This window comes from Acidovorax sp. GW823-FHT01C06 (assembly GCF_058798375.1).
In genome coordinates this window covers 303,220-319,231 of the sequence record NZ_JBXAKN010000004.1, presented here as the reverse complement: position 1 = coordinate 319,231, position 16,012 = coordinate 303,220, and the positions used below count along the sequence as shown (strand labels likewise).

The 16,012-nt window shown below is 66.7% G+C and carries 15 protein-coding genes; 6 read left to right on the top strand and 9 right to left on the bottom strand.

Translation table 11 applies throughout. The features are described from left to right. Positions 1-4: 4 nt before the first annotated feature. The gene (locus AC1RCS_RS11920; RefSeq protein WP_218296030.1) at positions 5-784 is read right to left on the bottom strand and encodes an IclR family transcriptional regulator domain-containing protein; all 780 of its coding nucleotides are present in this window, start codon (positions 782-784) and stop codon (positions 5-7) included. A gap of 212 nt (positions 785-996) precedes the next feature. Here AC1RCS_RS11920 and pobA point away from each other — a divergent pair, with 212 nt between their 5' ends. Continuing rightward, positions 997-2,181, top strand: coding sequence for a 4-hydroxybenzoate 3-monooxygenase (gene pobA, locus AC1RCS_RS11915; RefSeq protein ID WP_492244547.1), 1,185 nt, complete (start codon positions 997-999; stop codon positions 2,179-2,181). A gap of 83 nt (positions 2,182-2,264) precedes the next feature. Here pobA and purH read toward each other — a convergent pair whose 3' ends face one another. From purH to AC1RCS_RS11895, 4 genes are all read right to left on the bottom strand, one after another. Beyond that, a complete protein-coding gene (gene purH / locus AC1RCS_RS11910; protein ID WP_492244548.1) occupies positions 2,265-3,878 on the bottom strand; it encodes a bifunctional phosphoribosylaminoimidazolecarboxamide formyltransferase/IMP cyclohydrolase in 1,614 nt (537 codons plus the stop codon). Between the two features lie 95 nt (positions 3,879-3,973). Beyond that, the gene (locus tag AC1RCS_RS11905) at positions 3,974-4,207 is read right to left on the bottom strand and encodes a Fis family transcriptional regulator (protein ID WP_218296033.1); all 234 of its coding nucleotides are present in this window, start codon (positions 4,205-4,207) and stop codon (positions 3,974-3,976) included. Beyond that, entirely contained in the window at positions 4,204-5,250 is a 1,047-nt protein-coding gene (dusB, locus tag AC1RCS_RS11900; protein WP_218339671.1) for a tRNA dihydrouridine synthase DusB, read from the bottom strand. The genes AC1RCS_RS11905 and dusB overlap by 4 nt, the downstream gene beginning before the upstream one ends. Before the next feature lie 151 nt (positions 5,251-5,401). Continuing rightward, positions 5,402-5,983, bottom strand: coding sequence for a D-Ala-D-Ala dipeptidase (locus AC1RCS_RS11895; RefSeq protein ID WP_492244549.1), 582 nt, complete (start codon positions 5,981-5,983; stop codon positions 5,402-5,404). Between the two features lie 150 nt (positions 5,984-6,133). Between AC1RCS_RS11895 and AC1RCS_RS11890 the strand changes: the two genes are divergently transcribed. Continuing rightward, positions 6,134-6,616 carry a YqaA family protein gene (locus tag AC1RCS_RS11890; RefSeq protein ID WP_255591034.1) on the top strand — a complete coding sequence of 161 codons (483 nt, stop codon included), beginning with the start codon at positions 6,134-6,136 and terminating at the stop codon, positions 6,614-6,616. Positions 6,617-6,713: 97 nt separating this feature from the next. Here the strand turns inward: AC1RCS_RS11890 and AC1RCS_RS11885 are convergent, their stop codons facing one another. The 4 genes from AC1RCS_RS11885 to AC1RCS_RS11870 all read right to left on the bottom strand — a co-directional run bounded on the left by AC1RCS_RS11885 (position 6,714) and on the right by AC1RCS_RS11870 (position 11,233). Beyond that, positions 6,714-7,949 carry a GGDEF domain-containing protein gene (locus AC1RCS_RS11885; RefSeq protein ID WP_218296036.1) on the bottom strand — a complete coding sequence of 412 codons (1,236 nt, stop codon included), beginning with the start codon at positions 7,947-7,949 and terminating at the stop codon, positions 6,714-6,716. A 228-nt stretch (positions 7,950-8,177) separates the two neighbouring features. Next, positions 8,178-9,056: an EamA family transporter RarD gene (gene rarD, locus AC1RCS_RS11880; RefSeq protein WP_492244550.1), complete on the bottom strand. Its 879-nt coding sequence runs from the start codon at positions 9,054-9,056 to the stop codon at positions 8,178-8,180. Positions 9,057-9,186: 130 nt separating this feature from the next. Beyond that, the gene (gene ychF, locus AC1RCS_RS11875) at positions 9,187-10,281 is read right to left on the bottom strand and encodes a redox-regulated ATPase YchF (protein WP_218296038.1); all 1,095 of its coding nucleotides are present in this window, start codon (positions 10,279-10,281) and stop codon (positions 9,187-9,189) included. Between the two features lie 82 nt (positions 10,282-10,363). Continuing rightward, positions 10,364-11,233 (bottom strand): MOSC domain-containing protein, encoded by an 870-nt coding sequence (locus AC1RCS_RS11870; protein WP_218339675.1) that lies wholly within the window; start codon positions 11,231-11,233, stop codon positions 10,364-10,366. Between the two features lie 88 nt (positions 11,234-11,321). On the opposite strand from AC1RCS_RS11870, the gene AC1RCS_RS11865 reads away from it, so the two are divergent. The 4 genes from AC1RCS_RS11865 to AC1RCS_RS11850 all read left to right on the top strand — a co-directional run bounded on the left by AC1RCS_RS11865 (position 11,322) and on the right by AC1RCS_RS11850 (position 16,009). After that, on the top strand, positions 11,322-12,455 hold the full coding sequence (locus AC1RCS_RS11865; RefSeq protein ID WP_492244551.1) for an FAD-dependent monooxygenase: 1,134 nt from the start codon (positions 11,322-11,324) through the stop codon (positions 12,453-12,455). Between the two features lie 52 nt (positions 12,456-12,507). Further along, entirely contained in the window at positions 12,508-13,236 is a 729-nt protein-coding gene (locus AC1RCS_RS11860) for a DsbC family protein (RefSeq protein WP_218296041.1), read from the top strand. 76 nt (positions 13,237-13,312) lie between these two features. Further along, the gene (locus tag AC1RCS_RS11855; protein WP_492244552.1) at positions 13,313-15,124 is read left to right on the top strand and encodes a M61 family metallopeptidase; all 1,812 of its coding nucleotides are present in this window, start codon (positions 13,313-13,315) and stop codon (positions 15,122-15,124) included. Positions 15,125-15,229: 105 nt separating this feature from the next. After that, entirely contained in the window at positions 15,230-16,009 is a 780-nt protein-coding gene (locus AC1RCS_RS11850) for an enoyl-CoA hydratase (protein ID WP_218339678.1), read from the top strand. The last annotated feature ends 3 nt before the right edge of the window (positions 16,010-16,012 follow it).

The window sequence follows — 16,012 nt, the reverse complement described above, 5'->3', positions numbered from 1 at the left end:
TCGTTCACAGCAGCCCCCGCAGCTCGCGGGCGGCCTCCTGCAACAGTGGCAGCATGTCGCGCTGCAGGCTGCGCTCGTCCACCTGCTTGGGCGACGCCACCACATTGAGCGCGGCCACCGTGTCGCCCTGCAGATTGCGCAGGGGCACGGCCAGCGCGTGCACGCCCAGCTCGTGCTCCTCCACCGCTAGGCAATGGTCGTCGCGGCGCGCCTTGGCAATCACCTGCCGCAGCGGGCCGACCTGGGTGATGGTGTGGGGCGTGAGCCGGTGCAGCGGGCAGGCCTTGAGCCACGCCGTCAGCGCCGCCGGTGGCAACGCGGCCAGCAGCACGCGCCCCGTGGACGTGGGGTGCGCCGGCAGCCGCGCCCCCAGGTGCAGGCCATAGGCCAGCACGCGCGAAGGCGCGCCGTACACCCCGCTGCGCGCCACGATCACCACCTCGCCGCCATCCAGCACCACGGCCGAGAATGACTGCTGCGTCTGTGCCGCCAGCCGGTTGAGCGTGGGCTGCAGCACCCGCGGCAGCCGGGCCGATGCCAGGTAGCTGCCCGAAAACCGCAGCACCTTGGGCGCCAGCCAGAAGTAGCTGCCATCCGTCTCCAGATAACCCAGGTGCGCCAGCGTGAGCAGGTGGCGGCGCGCCGCCGCGCGCGTGAGGCCGGTGCGCTGCGCGGCCAGCGTGGCATTGAGCCGCTGGCGCTCGGTGTCGAAACTCTCCAGCACCGCCAGGCCCTTGGCCATGCCTTCGATGAAATCTGCCTTGGCGATGGGAACGGTGGTCATGCGGGGGTCCATGGTCGGCCGGTCGATGCCCTGGGGTGCGGGCGCCCGATGCGCCGGGGGCTGTGGAAGATTGCGCGATGATCGCACATCACGTCCACCCACCGCGCGCCAGGGCGCCGGGCGGGCGCCGCGTTGACATGGATCAACCTACGCTTGGCGCTGTTGTCTTAGCGCTTTCCAGCGCCCTTGTTTGCTTTGTGAGGTTGTCCACCATGCGTACCCAGGTTGCCATCATCGGCGCAGGCCCCGCCGGCCTGCTGCTCGGCCAGTTGCTTTACAAGTCCGGCATCGACGCCGTCATCATCGAACAGCGCAGCCCCGACTACGTGCTGGGCCGCATCCGCGCCGGCGTGCTGGAGCAGGTCAGCATGGACCTGCTGGACCAGGCGGGTGTCGGCGCCCGCGCCCATGCCGAAGGACTGCCACACGACGGCATCGAGCTGCTGTTCAAGGGCGCGCGGCACCGCCTCGACCTGCACGCGCTGACCGGCGGCAGCCGCGTGACCGTGTACGGCCAGACCGAAGTCACCCGCGACCTGATGGACGCCCGCGCCGCCGAAGGCCTGACCACGGTGTACGACGCGCAGAACGTGGCCGTGCACGGCTTCGACGGCCAGCAGCCGCGCGTCACCTACGAGAAGGACGGCCAGACGCACGAGGTGCTGTGCGACTTCATCGCGGGCTGCGACGGCTACCACGGCGTGTGCCGCGCCAGCGTGCCCGAAGGCGCACTGCGCACCTACGAGCGTGTCTACCCCTTTGGATGGCTGGGCGTGCTGGCCGACGTGAAGCCTGTCTCGCACGAGCTGATCTACGCCAACACCGAGCGCGGCTTTGCGCTGTGCAGCATGCGCAGCAACACGCGCAGCCGCTACTACCTGCAAGTGCCATCGACCGACAAGGTGGAGCAGTGGAGCATCGAGCAGTTCTGGGCCGAACTGGGCAACCGCCTGGACCCCGAGGCGCGCGAGAACCTGGTCACCGGCCCGGCGCTGGAGATGAGCATCGCCCCGCTGCGCAGCTTCGTGGCCGAGCCCATGCGTTTTGGCCGCCTGTTCCTGGCGGGCGACGCGGCCCACATCGTGCCGCCCACCGGCGCCAAGGGCCTGAACCTGGCGGCGAGTGACGTGGGCTACCTGTGGAATGCGTTCGCCGACTACTACGGCGAGAAGTCGAGCGCCGGCATCGACACCTATTCCGACCGCTGCCTGCGCCGCGTGTGGCGCGCCGAGCGCTTCTCGTGGTGGTTCACCTCGTTGATGCACCGTTTTCCAGAGACTGGCGAATTCGGCCAGAAGATTCAGGAGGCCGAGCTGGAATACCTGGTGCACTCGCGCGCAGCCTCGGTCTCACTGGCCGAGAACTACGTAGGGCTGCCGATGAACTTCGGAACCTGACTCTCTCCCCGTTCCGAGAGTACCTCCCAAAAAAAAGCGGCTTCCCAGGAAGCCGCTTCTTGCATGGCGCCCCGCCGCCCGAATCAGTGGCGGAAGTGGCGCACCCCGCTGAACACCATGGCCACGCCGCGCTCGTTGGCGGCATCGATCACTTCGTTGTCGCGCATGGAGCCACCGGGCTGTATCACGCAGGTCGCACCTGCATCGACCACCACATCGAGGCCGTCGCGGAAGGGGAAGAATGCGTCGCTGGCCACCACGGTGCCCTGCAGCGTGAGGCCCGCGTGGCCCGCCTTGATGCTGGCGATGCGGGCCGAGTCCAGGCGGCTCATCTGGCCGGCGCCCACGCCCATGGTCATGCCGCCCTTGCAGAAGACGATGGCATTGCTCTTGACGTACTTGGCCACCTTCCAGGCGAACAGCAGGTCTTCCATCTCTTCCAGCGTGGGCTGCTTGTGCGTGACCACCTTCAGGTCGATGAGCGACAGCTCGTGGTTGTCCGCGGTCTGCAGCAGCAGGCCGGAGCCGATGCGCTTGGCGTCCATGGCGTTGCGGCCCCGCTGCCAGTCGGTGAGCTGCTGCGCCTTGCCGGCATGCGGCGGCAGGGCGATCTTGAGCAGGCGCACATTGGCCTTGGCCTTGAACACCTCCAGCGCCTCGGGCGTGAACTCCGGCGCCATCAGCACTTCGACGAACTGCTTGGCGATCTGCTGGGCGGCGCCGCCATCCACCGTGCGGTTGAAGGCGATGATACCGCCGAAGGCGCTGGTGGGGTCCGTCTGGAAGGCCTTGCCGTAGGCATCGAGCGCGTCCAGGCCCACGGCCACGCCGCAGGGGTTGGCGTGCTTGACGATGACGCAGGCAGGCGCCTCGAAGCTCTTGACGCATTCCCACGCCGCATCGGCGTCGGCGATGTTGTTGTACGACAGCTCCTTGCCCTGCACCTGCTCGGCCGTGACCAGCGAGCCGGGCGCGGGGTACAGGTCGCGGTACAGCGCGGCCTGCTGGTGCGCATTCTCGCCGTAGCGCAGGTCCTGCACCTTGGTGAAGATGCCGTTGCTCTGGCCGGCGAACTGGGCACGCGCGGGCACGTAGGTTTCGGACAGCTTTTCCTCTTCGAAGGTGACGGACGAGAGGTAGTCGCTGATGGCGCCGTCGTACTGCGCGATGCGGTTGAACGCGGCCACCGACAGCGCGAACCGCAGCTTGTCGGAAAGCTTGCCGTTTTCCTTCAGTTCGGCCAGCACGGCGGGGTACTGCGAGGCGTCGGTCAGCACGCCCACGTCCTTCCAGTTCTTGGCGGCACTGCGCACCATGGCCGGGCCGCCGATGTCGATGTTCTCGATGGCGTCGGCCAGCGTGCAGCCCGCCTTGGCCACGGTGGACTCGAAGGGGTACAGGTTGACCACCAGCAGGTCGATGGTGTCGATGCCATGCTCCTGGAGCGCGGCCATGTGCTCGGGCAGCTCGCGGCGCGCCAGCAGGCCGCCATGCACCTTGGGGTGCAGCGTCTTCACGCGGCCGTCCAGCATCTCTGGGAACTGGGTGACCTCGGCCACCTCGGTCACGGGCAGGCCCTGGTCGGCCAGCAGCTTGGCGGTGCCGCCGGTGGACAGCAGCTTGATGCCCAGCGCATGCAGGGCCTGTGCAAATTCGACGATGCCGGTCTTGTCGGAGACGGAAAGAAGTGCGTTCATGGCAGTGGTGGTGGGGAGAGTTTGAATAAAAACAGGGCCTGGCGCTTTATGGATAAGCGCCAGAAGCTATACATTTAATAGCAATCGTGCGCCGGTCAGAGCAGCTTGTGCAGGGCCAGCTTCTTGCGCAGCGTGTTGCGGTTCAGGCCCAGCCATTCGGCGGCGCGGGACTGGTTGTTGTCGGCATGGGTCATCACCACTTCCAGCAGCGGTTTCTCGACCACGCGCACCAGCATGTCGTACATGCCGTCGGGCGTCTCTCCGCCCAGGTCGCGAAAGTAGCCTTGCAGGCTCTCGCGCACGCATTCTTCTATGTGTTTCTTGCTCATGCAGCCATTCCCTCTTGTTCTTCTGGTTCTGCGTCCGTGCCGGTGGCGGCGGGCAGCCGGTCCATCTGTTGCGCAAGGGCATCCAGGTGGTCGGCCACGGCCTGCCACTGCGCGGCGCAGTCCTCGATCGTATTGATGTGTTGCCTGAAGGCCTCGCCGCCGGGCAGCGCACGCAGGTACCACGCGATGTGCTTGCGCGCACTGCGCACCCCGGTCAGCTCGCCATACAGGCTGTAGTGGTCTTGCAGGTGGTCCAGCAACAGGCGCCGCACCTCGGCCACCAGCGGTGGCGCCAGGTGCTCGCCCGTGGCCAGGAAGTGACCGATCTCGCGGAAGATCCACGGCCGGCCCTGTGCGGCACGGCCGATCATGATCGCGTCGGCCCCGGTGGCGGCCAGCACGTCGCGCGCCTTCTCGGGCGAAGTGATGTCGCCATTGGCCACCACGGGCACCCTCACCGCCGCCTTCACCGCCGCGATGGTGTCGTACTCCGCATGGCCCTTGTAGCCTTGCTCGCGCGTGCGGCCGTGCACGGTGAGCATCTGGATGCCCACGCCCTCGAACGCGCGGGCCAGCGCCACGGCGTTCTTGTGCTCCTGGCACCAGCCGGTGCGCATCTTCAGCGTGACGGGCACGTTGAAGGGCGCGCACGCCTGCACCACGGCCTCGGCGATCTCCACGGCCAGCGCCTCGTTCTGCATCAGGGCGGAGCCCGCCCACTTGTTGCAGACCTTCTTGGCCGGGCAACCCATGTTGATGTCGATGATCTGCGCGCCGCGCTCCACGTTGTAGACCGCGGCCTCGGCCATCATCGGCGCATCGGTGCCTGCGATCTGCACGGCGATGGGCCCGGGCTCCCCTTCATGGTTGGCCCGGCGCGAGGTCTTGAGGCTGTTCCACAAGTCCTTGCGCGAGGTCACCATCTCGCTCACCGCGTAGCCCGCGCCCAGCGCCTTGCACAGCTGGCGAAACGGCCGGTCCGTGACGCCCGCCATCGGGGCGACGAACAAGCGGTTCGCCAGAGGAATGTGGCCGATGTGCATGAAGGGGCGCGGTAGGTGCAGCAGCGAATGCTGAAAAAGGAGGCAGGATTGTACCTGCTCAAAATTTCAGCAAATGAAATGTTCCGCCCACTGAAATGACGCCCCTGTCCACCCCGATGCTCTCCGGCGCGGCGACGCACGGCCGCCACGGTCAGCGCGCGGCGAGGTCGGTTTCCGCCGTCGGTGCAGGAACCCGGGCACGTTGCGCAAAGCGCCACCAGGCATCGGCGGCATTGTCGAATTCATGGCGCGCCATCAGCGTGCGCAGCCACTGGCGGTTGTGCAGCACATCCGGCGAGAAGCCCCGCGCGGCCAGCTCCGCGCCCCCCTGCCTCACGCCGGCGGGCGTGCCCATGTCCACATCGTGCCCATCGGCCAGGGGGCCGCGCACAACCTTGCTGGCCTTCATGCCGTCCACCACCCGCACCCGCACCACCCATTCGCCGGCGGCGACGGGGCAGGTGGCTTCAAGTGCCATGCCTTGCGCCTGCAGCTCCCGGGCCACGCCATCCAGCGCGGCGCGCCCACCGGGCATCTCGCTGCAGCCGCTACCGCTGCCGGCATGTGCGTGCGAAGCCGGCGGCGGCGAAGAAGACACAGGGGGCACCGCCGCCTGCGGGCTGTGCACGCAGGCGGCCAGCAGCAGCGCCAGGGCCGCTGATGACCAGCGGGTGCCCACCGGCACGGCGGCAGGTGCCGGGCGGGCGATGGCAGGGATTGCGAAACAATGCATGAAGCCTCCCGGGGTAAGTTCATTCAGGGACGGTGTTGCTTCACGATACAAATAGGCGCCGCCCACGGCCATGCGCGGATGGCGCACCCCTGCGTAGGACAGCGCCCCCTGGCATGAAAGCGATGCCGCCGCCGCCCTACACTTCCTCCCATGGAAATCTGGATGCACCAGCTGCTGGAATGGCTTGCGCTGCCGCAGTTCGGCCTGAGCACGGTCTTTGTCGTTTCGTTCATCTCGGCCACGCTGCTGCCGCTGGGCTCGGAGCCGGCGGTGTTCGGGCTGATCAAGATCAACCCCGAACTGTTCTGGCCCGCGATCCTGGTCGCCACGGTCGGCAACACGCTGGGCGGTGGGGTGAGCTGGTGGATGGGCCTGGGGGCTCACAAGGTCGTGGACAAGGCCCGTGGCAATGCCACCGACGTGCGCGCGCTGCACTGGCTCCAGCGCTTTGGCGCACGCGCCTGCCTGATGAGCTGGCTGCCCGTGGTGGGCGACCCGTTGTGCGCCGTGGCCGGATGGCTGAAACTGCCGTTCTGGCCCTGCCTGGCCTATATGGCCGTGGGCAAGTTCTTCCGCTATCTGCTGATGACGAGCGTGCTGCTGCACTTCATGCCGGGGCACCTGGCGCTGTGACTTCTCACCCGGTGTTTCGTTGAGGCCGCTTGGCGCCAGCAATGACAAGGGTGTGCAACTGCCGTCCCCAGGCGCCCCTCTCCCGCATGCCCACGTCTCACGACAGCGGTGCGTGTGCGCCGATGTCGGACAACAGCGAATCGCCACGGGCCACCGGCTCCTCGACCACCACCTGGTTGCGCCCGCCTTCCTTGGCCATGTACATCGCGGTATCGGCCCGCGAGAAAAACTCCAGCACCGACTCTCCCAGCACGTACTGGGTCACGCCGATCGACACCGTCACCCGCCCCTTGAGAAGCCCGGCCCATGCATGGATCTCGACCTGGGCGCGGATGCGCTCGCAGGTATTGAGCGCAGGCAGCAGGGATGTGGCGGGAAAGATGAGCAGGAACTCCTCGCCCCCATAGCGCCCGAACACATCGCCTGCGCGCACCCCCTGCTGTGCCACGCGGGCGAACGTGCGCAGCACCTCGTCACCCCCCAGATGCCCCAGTTCATCGTTGATGCGCTTGAAATGGTCAATATCCACCACGGCGAGGCACAGGGGAATGCCGCTTTCATCCGCCAGCTGCTTTTGTTCCTCCAGCGCGGCCAGCACGTAGCGGCGGTTGAAACATCCGACCAGGGGGTCGCGCTGGGCGTCTTCCTGGATGTTCTTGATCTTCCGGCTGGCGTGGTACAGGCTGCGGTAGAGGCGCTGGACCCTGCCCATCAGGAGGATGTAGGTGGGCAACGATAGCGCCAGGGCCAGCCAGTGCAGCGCTTCCAGGCGCAGCAGCGCGTCATTTTTCTGCTCCACGTAATGGAGCCCCACCACCACGGCGTACAGGCACAGCATGCAGGCCGCCAGCGCCAGCAGCGCGGGTCGCGGCACGGTGAAGATCCCGTAGGCCACCGCCACGAAGGTGAACGGAACCAGCAGGATCTGCGTGACCGGCGCCAGATAGAACACCCCGACCATGCAGGCCAATGCCGTGGCCACAATGGCCAGCTTCAGGTGCCTGTGCCGCACCTTCTTGTGCAGGCCCGAACTGAAAATCCCCCAGAAGGCCCCGCATCCCAGCACCGCCAGCACCACCAGGACGGCGAGCACCTGCACATCCACCATGCCCAGCGCATAGAACCCGGCCATCGCCAATACATACAGGCCGATCAGCCCTCCGGCCAGCCGCCATTTCTGCCCCGCGCTGCGCCCGCTTCGCGGCCCCAGGCCATCCATGGCCCTGCGCGCGGGACGCGCCATGGCCGACGATGAGTCATCGAATTCCATGACGGCGTCGGACAGCGGAAAGGCGTCCGTCGCCGAAAACGGATTCTTGCGGCCAAAGAACATGCGGAGGCAGGCGTGGGCCCGGGTTCGTTCGGGTGACAGGTTCACCGAAATACACAGTCCGCCAGCGCTGACGCCCGGCAGACGGGCCCGCGCATCTTACGCAAAACTGACACGGAAGCGCTCCGTGTTTTCCAGTAGCTCGCGCGCTGCAGCGCACCCTGCGGGCGGCGTTTGGCGCCGCGCACCCCGCCTTGCGGCCACTGTTTGCGCCCGGAAAAAGATGCCTCTTCAGGCCGCCGCAACCTGCCGGCGTGTCCACCAGCCTTCCAGGCTGTAGACCAGCAGCGCAGTCCAGATCAACACAAACCCCACGAGGCGCGCAGGCTGGAAGGGTTCATGGAACAGCCACACGCCCAGCGCAAACTGCAGGCTCGGGGAGATGTACTGCAGGATGCCCAAGGTGGACATCGGGATCAGGCGGGCACCCGCGGCAAACAGCAGCAGCGGAACGGCCGTCATGGGGCCCGCGAGCAACAGCCATCCCACGGCAGCGGGCGGCCCCTGGACCAGTGCGCCCTCGCCCTGCCAGGCCCACCAGCCCAGCATGATGGCGGCCACCGGCGCGAGCACCAGGGTTTCCAGCGCCAGCCCCTCCAGCGCGCCCAGCACGGCAAGCTTGCGCAGCAACCCGTAGAAGCCAAAGCTCAGGGCCAGCACCAGCGCAATCCAGGGCAGGCGGCCCGCCTGCACCGCAAGCCACAGCACTCCCGCGGCAGCCACGGCCACCGCAAGCCACTGGCCCGGGCGAGGCCGCTCTTTCAGGAACACGAAGCCCAGCGCCACGTTCACCAGCGGCAAAATGAAATAGCCCAGGCTGGCATCCACCACATGCTGGTTCTGCACCGCCCACACATAGGTGAGCCAGTTGCCCGACAGCAGCATCGCCGACAGCGCGAACGCGCCCAGCACACGGGGCTGGCGCAGCACGGCGCCCAGCCAGGACCATTGCCTGCGCACCATCAGCACGCCAAAGACAAACACCAGCGACCACACCGTGCGGTGCATCACCACCTCCAGCGAGGGCACATCCGCCACCTGCTTGAAATACAGCGGGAACAGGCCCCAGGCGGCATAGGCCAGCGCGGCGTAGAGGATTCCAGTGTTCATAGAAATCGGTGGCGCCAGGGGCGCGAAGGCCCCTTCGAACGGTCGAAAAAAATCCCTGCATGCCAGGGGCCGTGCAGGGATGCGATGCCATCGGGCCCATGGCCCGGCGGAGCTTTCAGCCCCCCAACCCCTAGACGTTGAACAGGAAGTTCAGCACGTCGCCATCCTTGACCACGTACTCCTTGCCTTCGGCTCGCATCTTGCCTGCGTCCTTGGCGCCCTGCTCGCCCTTGAGCGCGATGAAGTCCTCAAACGCAATGGTCTGCGCACGGATGAACCCGCGCTCGAAGTCGCCGTGGATCACGCCGGCCGCCTGCGGCGCCGTGTCGCCGATGTGGATGGTCCAGGCGCGCACTTCCTTCACGCCCGCGGTGAAGTAGGTCTGCAGGCCCAGCAGCTTGAAGGCGCCGCGGATCAGCCGGGCCAGGCCGGGCTCCGTCTGGCCCATCTCGGCCAGGAACATGTCGCGGTCCTCGTCGCTCATCTCGGCCATCTCGGCTTCCATCTTGGCGCAGATGGCCACCACGGGCGCGTTCTGGCTGGCGGCGTATTCCTTCAACCGGTCCAGGAAAGGGTTGTTCTCGAAGCCGTCCTCGCTCACGTTGCCCACGAACATCGCGGGCTTGGCGGTGATCAGGCACAGGGACTTGAGCAGGGGCTGCTCTTCCTTGGTGATCTCCACCGAGCGGGCAGGCTTGCCCTCGTTGAGCGCGGCCTGGATGCGCGTGAGCAGCGCCACCAGCTTGGCGGCATCCTTGTCGTTGCCCGACTTGGCGGCCTTGGTGTAGCGGTTGAGCGCCTTCTCGACGGTGCCCATGTCGGCCAGGCACAGCTCGGTCTGGATGACTTCGATGTCGGAGATCGGGTCCACGCGGCCGGCCACGTGGATCACGTTGTCATCCTCGAAGCAGCGCACCACGTTGACGATGGCGTCCGTCTCGCGGATGTGGGCCAGGAACTGGTTGCCCAGGCCTTCGCCCTGGCTGGCGCCCGCCACCAGGCCGGCGATGTCCACGAACTCGACGATCGCAGGCACGATGCGCTCGGGCGAGATGATGCTGGCCAGCTGCTGCAGGCGGGGGTCCGGCACCTCCACCACGCCCACATTGGGCTCAATGGTGCAGAAGGGATAGTTTTCGGCGGCGATGCCGGCCTTGGTCAGCGCGTTGAAAAGGGTGGACTTGCCGACGTTGGGCAGGCCCACGATGCCGCATTGGAGGCTCATGGCAGGGCTTTCTGGAATTCGGAGACAAACCGCCGATTTTACGGGCCTGCCGGCAACCGCCGTTCGGGGGCCGGTTCACGCCTCAATCGAAGCGCAGATCCGCCCCCACCCGCTGCCCCACGCGCAGCATCTGGCCCGCGCCCCGGGCCACGATGGCATTCATGCCGAAGGTGATCGCACCATCGAGGCGCTTGTCCTGGCGGTAGGTCCGCAGCATGTCGCCCACTGCGGGGGTGCTTTCGGCCGTGGCGGGGTCGATGTCGGGGATGGGGCATCGTGAACACGGCTTCACGGGCTGCAGGTGGATCCCGCCTTCCGGGGCCTCCACCCGAATCATGTCCACACGGTCTTCGTCATGGGCATCCACGCCGGCCAGCACCACATTGGGCCGGAACCGCTCCATCCCCACGGGGGCATGGCCTGCCGCCTGCAGCCGCGCATTCAGCTCCTGCATGGAAGCCTCGCTGGCCACCAGCACGGGAAACCCGTCGGCGAACTGATTGGGTGCCTCGATCCCACCCGTCCACTCCATGCTGGACAGGCGGCGGTGCTCAGGGTCGAAACGAACAAGCCGGCACGGCTGACCCAGGAAATCCGTGAACCACTGGGCGGCCACCGCGCCCATGTCCCAGGCGGGCACCGTATCCCGCCACACGGTCACGGTGGCAGGCGCCTCGACCGCATCGATGGACACGTGCAGGGCCAGCATGCCGGGCGCGCGCAAAACCATTTCGTCGCTCTTGAGCTGCGGCCGGATGAGCGCCATGCGGGGCAGGACGCGCTGGGTCAGGAACATGCCCTTGGCATCCACCACCATCCAGGCGCGGTCCAGGTCCAGCCCGGTCTCCGTGAGCAGCGCCTCCTGCACTTCAATGCCGGCGCACGACTTGACGGGATAGACGAACAGCCGTGCGATGGTGCCCGACAGATCGGAATCAGGGTTGAAGCTCACGCCGGGGTACTCCTTGAAAACGGGCGGGGATGCGGGCCCCGATTCTGCACTGCGCGCGCGGGCACAAGCCCCCTCCTACAATGCCGCCATGGCCCAAACCTTTGATATCTGTATTCGCGGCACCGGCATCGTGGGCAAGACCCTGGCGCTGCTGCTGGCCCGCGAACGGCTGAAAGTGGCCCTGCTGCCGGCCCCCGGCCCCAGAGGCGCCGCAGCCGCCGATGTGCGGGCCTACGCGCTGAATGCGGCCTCGCGCCATCTGCTCGAATCGCTGCGCAGCTGGCCGGACGAGGAACACGCCACGCCGGTGCGGACCATGCAGGTGCAGGGTGACCACGACGGCGCCGTCCATTTCGACGCGGCCACCCAGGGGGTGGATGCACTGGCCTGGATCGTTGACGTGCCCGCCCTGGAAGCACGCCTCACGGAAGCCGTGCGCTACCAGCCGCAGGTGGAATGGGTGGAGTCGCCCGTGCCCGCGGCGCTGACGGTGGTGTGCGAGGGCCGCGCCAGCAGCACGCGGCAAGAATTTGGCGTGGATTTTCAGGTGACGCCCTATCCCCAGCACGCCATCGCCACCCGCTTGGAGTGCGAACGTGCGCATGGACAGGTGGCGCGCCAGTGGTTCTTGCCCGACGGCATCCTGGCTTTTTTGCCCTTGGGCGGCCCCCAGGGGAACTCCGTGGCGGTTGTATGGTCCGTCTTGCAGGACCAGGTGGCGCCGCTGATGGCCTTGCCGCCTGAAGAATTCGCGAAAAAGCTCCAGGCGGCCAGCCAGGAGGTGCTGGGAAAGTTGGTGCTGAGTGCGGAGCGCGCAGCCTGGCCCCTTCAGCTTGCCAAGGCGGACCGCTGGTGCGGGGCCCTGCCCGCCAGCGGCAAGAACCCGCGCAGCTGGGTGCTGGCCGGCGATGCGGCGCACAACGTGCACCCGCTGGCGGGCCAGGGGCTGAACCTGGGCCTGGCCGATGCGCAGGCCCTGGCAGGCATGCTGCAGGGACGCGACTACTGGCGCAGCGTGGCGGATGTGCGGCTGCTTCGGCGCTATGAAAGGGAGCGCAAGGCCGCGCTCCTGCCGATGGGTTTGGCGACGGACGGGCTGCAGCAGCTTTTCTCCCGCCACGAGGGCCCCCTGCAGGCATTGCGCAACTGGGGAATGAAGGGCTTTGAGCTGAGCGGCCCCTTGAAGAACTTCGTGGCCCGCCAGGCCATGGGAATACATTGACCACATTGCGGCCTCCACCGGGAGGCCGACAGATCTCCGGAACAAGAACACCATGAAACTGATTCCCACCCTGCTCGCCGCAGCCGCCCTGGCTTCAGGCATTGCCGCCTCCGCGCAGGAGGCAGATATCCGCAAGGCCCTCGCCGAGCGCATTCCGCAAATGGACAAGATCGACGAAGTGCGCCCCACGCCCATGAAGGGCCTGTACGAAGTGCGCATCGGGACGGATCTGTTCTACACCGATGCCAAGGGCAACTATGTGATCCAGGGCGAGCTGATCGATGCGAAGGCGCGCCGCAACCTGACGGAAGACCGCATCGCCAAACTCACCGCGGTCGAGTTCTCCGCCCTGCCCCTCAAGGATGCCTTCACCATCGTGCGGGGCGACGGGAAACGCAAGGTGGCCGTTTTTGAAGACCCCAATTGCGGGTACTGCAAGCGCTTCGAACGCGACCTGCAGAACGTGGACAACGTGACGGTTTACCTGTTCCTGTACCCCATCCTCAGCCCAGACTCCGCCGAAAAATCGCGCAACATCTGGTGCGCCAAGGACCCTGTGACCGCCTGGCAGGACCTGATGGTGCGGGACAAGCCCGCGGCTGCGGCAAGCTGCGACACCAGTGCCTTGCAGCGCAATCTGGCCTTTGGGCGCAAGCACAAGATCACGGGCACCCCCACGTTGATCTTTGCCAACGGGGCCCGCGTGCCGGGCGCGATCGGTGCGAAGGAAGTGGAAAAGCGCCTGGCCGAGGCCAGCAGCGAACCCTCCGCAGCGAATTGACCCGCGTTGCGCCGCCGTTGACGCCCTCTCCCACGGGCTGTGCCATCTGCCCGCAAGCCTGAACCTGCAGCTGCCCATGCCCTCTTCCCGCACGCCAGAACCCGCCGCCATCCACTACCGCGTGGAGCCCTCCGACCTGTACGCCCATCTCTTTCGCGTGGCACTGACGATCACCCGTCCCCAGGCCCTGCAGGAGGTCTCGCTGCCGGTCTGGATTCCGGGGAGCTATCTGGTGCGCGAATTCTCCAAGAACCTGCAGGAGCTCAAGGCCCACCAGGGCAAGCGCGAGGTGGCGCTGATCCAGTTGGACAAGCACCGGTGGCAGGCGGACTGCAGCGTGGACAAACCCCTGGTGCTGACCTATTGCGTCTGCGCCTACGACACCTCCGTGCGCACGGCCTGGCTCGACACATCCCGGGGCTTTTTCAATGGCACCAGCCTGTGCCTGCGCGTGCATGGACAGGAAAAGCAACGCCACACCCTCGACATCGCCAGCACGCCCGCCACGGCCGGATGGTCGGTCGCCACCGGGCTTGCCGCGCTCAAGGCCGACAAAAAGGGCTTTGGCCTGTATGCCGCCCAAGACTACGACGAGCTGGTCGATTGCCCGGTGGAGATGGGCATGTTCTGGATCGGCCGGTTCACGGCCGGCGGCATTGCGCACCGCTTTGTGGTGGCCGGGGCGGCGCCATCGTTTGATGGCAAGCGCCTGCTGGCGGACACCCAGAAGATCTGCGAAACCGCGATCCGCTTCTGGCATGGCGATGGCAAGGCTCCCTTCAGGAGCTACCTGTTCATGCTCAATGCCGTGGGGGACGGCTACGGGGGACTGGAGCACCGCAACTCGACCGCGCTCATCTGCGGGCGCCGCGACCTGCCGCGGCTCGGGGAAACACGCGCCGCGGAAGGCTACACCACCCTGCTGGGCCTCATCAGCCATGAGTACTTCCACACCTGGAACGTCAAGCGGCTGCGCCCTTCCGAGTTCACCGAGCATGACTACTCGCGGGAGAACTACACGCAGCTGCTCTGGTTCTTCGAGGGCTTCACCAGCTACTACGATGACCTGCTGCTGCGCCGCGCGGGGCTGATCGATGAGTCCACATACCTGAAACTGGTCACCAAGACCATCAACCAGGTACTGCAGACCCCCGGCAGGGCCGTACAGACGGTGGCACAGGCCAGCTTCGATGCCTGGGTCAAGTACTACCGCCAGGACGAGAATACGCCCAACGCGACCGTCAGCTACTACACGAAGGGCTCGCTGGTGGCCCTTTGCCTGGACCTCGCCCTGCGCCGCGAAAGCAAGACCAGCCTGGACGAGGTCATGCGCGCCCTCTGGACACGCTGCCATGGCGGCCCCATGGCCGAGGACGATCTGCGCGCGGTATTGGAAGAGCTGGCCGGCCGATCCTTTGATGCCGAACTGGCGCAGTGGGTGCACGGCACCACGGAGCTTCCGCTGACGGAACTGCTGGCGGCCCACGGCGTGCACCTCAAGGCCGAAACACCCCAATGGGCCCAGCGGCTCGGGCTGCGGGTGGGAGAAAGCCACAGCGTGCACATCAAGACCGTATTGCGCGGCGGTGCCGCGGAAAAGGCGGGCATGACGCCAGGCGACGAATGGCTGGGCATCGAGGTGAACCTGCAGGGATGGCGCATCAGCAAGCTGGAGGACGTGGCGTTCTATGCAGGCACCGAGACGGCATTGACGGCCCTGGTGGCGCGCGATGGCCGCCTGCTGCGCCTGGCGCTGGAACTCCCGGCCCGGGGCCCGTCCTCCGCGCCCAGAAAAACCGCCCGCGGCCCCATGCCAGCCCCTGCCGTTCCTGACACGATCAGCCTGTCGGTTGCCAACGCGGCCGCGGTGGGGCGCTGGCTGAACTGATTCCCGCTGCGCGGTACGGTGTTCTACCTACCTCCGCGCGCTGCAGCCTCGCTTGGGTATATTCGTTCACGCCGTCATAACCACCTATAAATCCAGGAGATTTCCATGTCCTACGAAACCATCGAGGTCCGCACCGAGGCGGACAAGGTTGGCATCATCACGCTCAACCGCCCCAAGCAGCTCAACGCGCTGAATGACCAGCTCATGAACGAACTGGGCACCGCGCTGAAGGCCTTCGACGCGGACGAGAAGATCGGCTGCATCATCGTCACGGGAAGCGAAAAGGCGTTCGCGGCGGGCGCGGACATTGGAGCGATGGCGAAGTACAGCTTTGCGGACACCTACAAGGGCGACTACATCACCCGCAACTGGGAGGCCATCCGGTCCATCCGCAAGCCCGTGATCGCCGCCGTCAGCGGCTTTGCATTGGGGGGCGGCTGCGAGCTGGCCATGATGTGCGACTTCATCATCGCCGCCGACAACGCCCGGTTCGGCCAGCCTGAAATCAAGCTGGGTGTGATCCCTGGCGCGGGCGGCACGCAGCGGCTGCCGCGCGCCGTCGGCAAGGCCAAGGCCATGGACATGGCCCTGACGGGCCGCATGATGGACGCCGCGGAAGCCGAGCGCGCCGGGCTGGTCAGCCGCGTGGTGCCCTACGACAAGCTCATGGACGAGGCGCTGGGCGCCGCGATCATCATTGCAGGCTTCTCGCAAATCGCCGTGATGGCGGCCAAGGAGTCCGTCAACCGCGCCTTCGAAGGCAGCCTGTCGGACGGCGTCATGTTCGAGCGCCGCCTCTTCCACGCCCTGTTCTCGACCCAGGACCAGAAGGAAGGCATGGACGCTTTCATGAACAAACGCACCGCGAACTTCACACACCAATAATTT

Coding starts and splice junctions, on each gene's coding strand:
- AC1RCS_RS11920 (WP_218296030.1), bottom strand. CDS start 784: ATGACCACCGTTCCCATCGCCAAGGCAGATTTCATCGAAGGCATGGCC.
- pobA (WP_492244547.1), top strand. CDS start 997: ATGCGTACCCAGGTTGCCATCATCGGCGCAGGCCCCGCCGGCCTGCTG.
- purH (WP_492244548.1), bottom strand. CDS start 3,878: ATGAACGCACTTCTTTCCGTCTCCGACAAGACCGGCATCGTCGAATTT.
- AC1RCS_RS11905 (WP_218296033.1), bottom strand. CDS start 4,207: ATGAGCAAGAAACACATAGAAGAATGCGTGCGCGAGAGCCTGCAAGGC.
- dusB (WP_218339671.1), bottom strand. CDS start 5,250: ATGCACATCGGCCACATTCCTCTGGCGAACCGCTTGTTCGTCGCCCCG.
- AC1RCS_RS11895 (WP_492244549.1), bottom strand. CDS start 5,983: ATGCATTGTTTCGCAATCCCTGCCATCGCCCGCCCGGCACCTGCCGCC.
- AC1RCS_RS11890 (WP_255591034.1), top strand. CDS start 6,134: ATGGAAATCTGGATGCACCAGCTGCTGGAATGGCTTGCGCTGCCGCAG.
- AC1RCS_RS11885 (WP_218296036.1), bottom strand. CDS start 7,949: ATGTTCTTTGGCCGCAAGAATCCGTTTTCGGCGACGGACGCCTTTCCG.
- rarD (WP_492244550.1), bottom strand. CDS start 9,056: ATGAACACTGGAATCCTCTACGCCGCGCTGGCCTATGCCGCCTGGGGC.
- ychF (WP_218296038.1), bottom strand. CDS start 10,281: ATGAGCCTCCAATGCGGCATCGTGGGCCTGCCCAACGTCGGCAAGTCC.
- AC1RCS_RS11865 (WP_492244551.1), top strand. CDS start 11,322: ATGGCCCAAACCTTTGATATCTGTATTCGCGGCACCGGCATCGTGGGC.
- AC1RCS_RS11860 (WP_218296041.1), top strand. CDS start 12,508: ATGAAACTGATTCCCACCCTGCTCGCCGCAGCCGCCCTGGCTTCAGGC.
- AC1RCS_RS11855 (WP_492244552.1), top strand. CDS start 13,313: ATGCCCTCTTCCCGCACGCCAGAACCCGCCGCCATCCACTACCGCGTG.
- AC1RCS_RS11850 (WP_218339678.1), top strand. CDS start 15,230: ATGTCCTACGAAACCATCGAGGTCCGCACCGAGGCGGACAAGGTTGGC.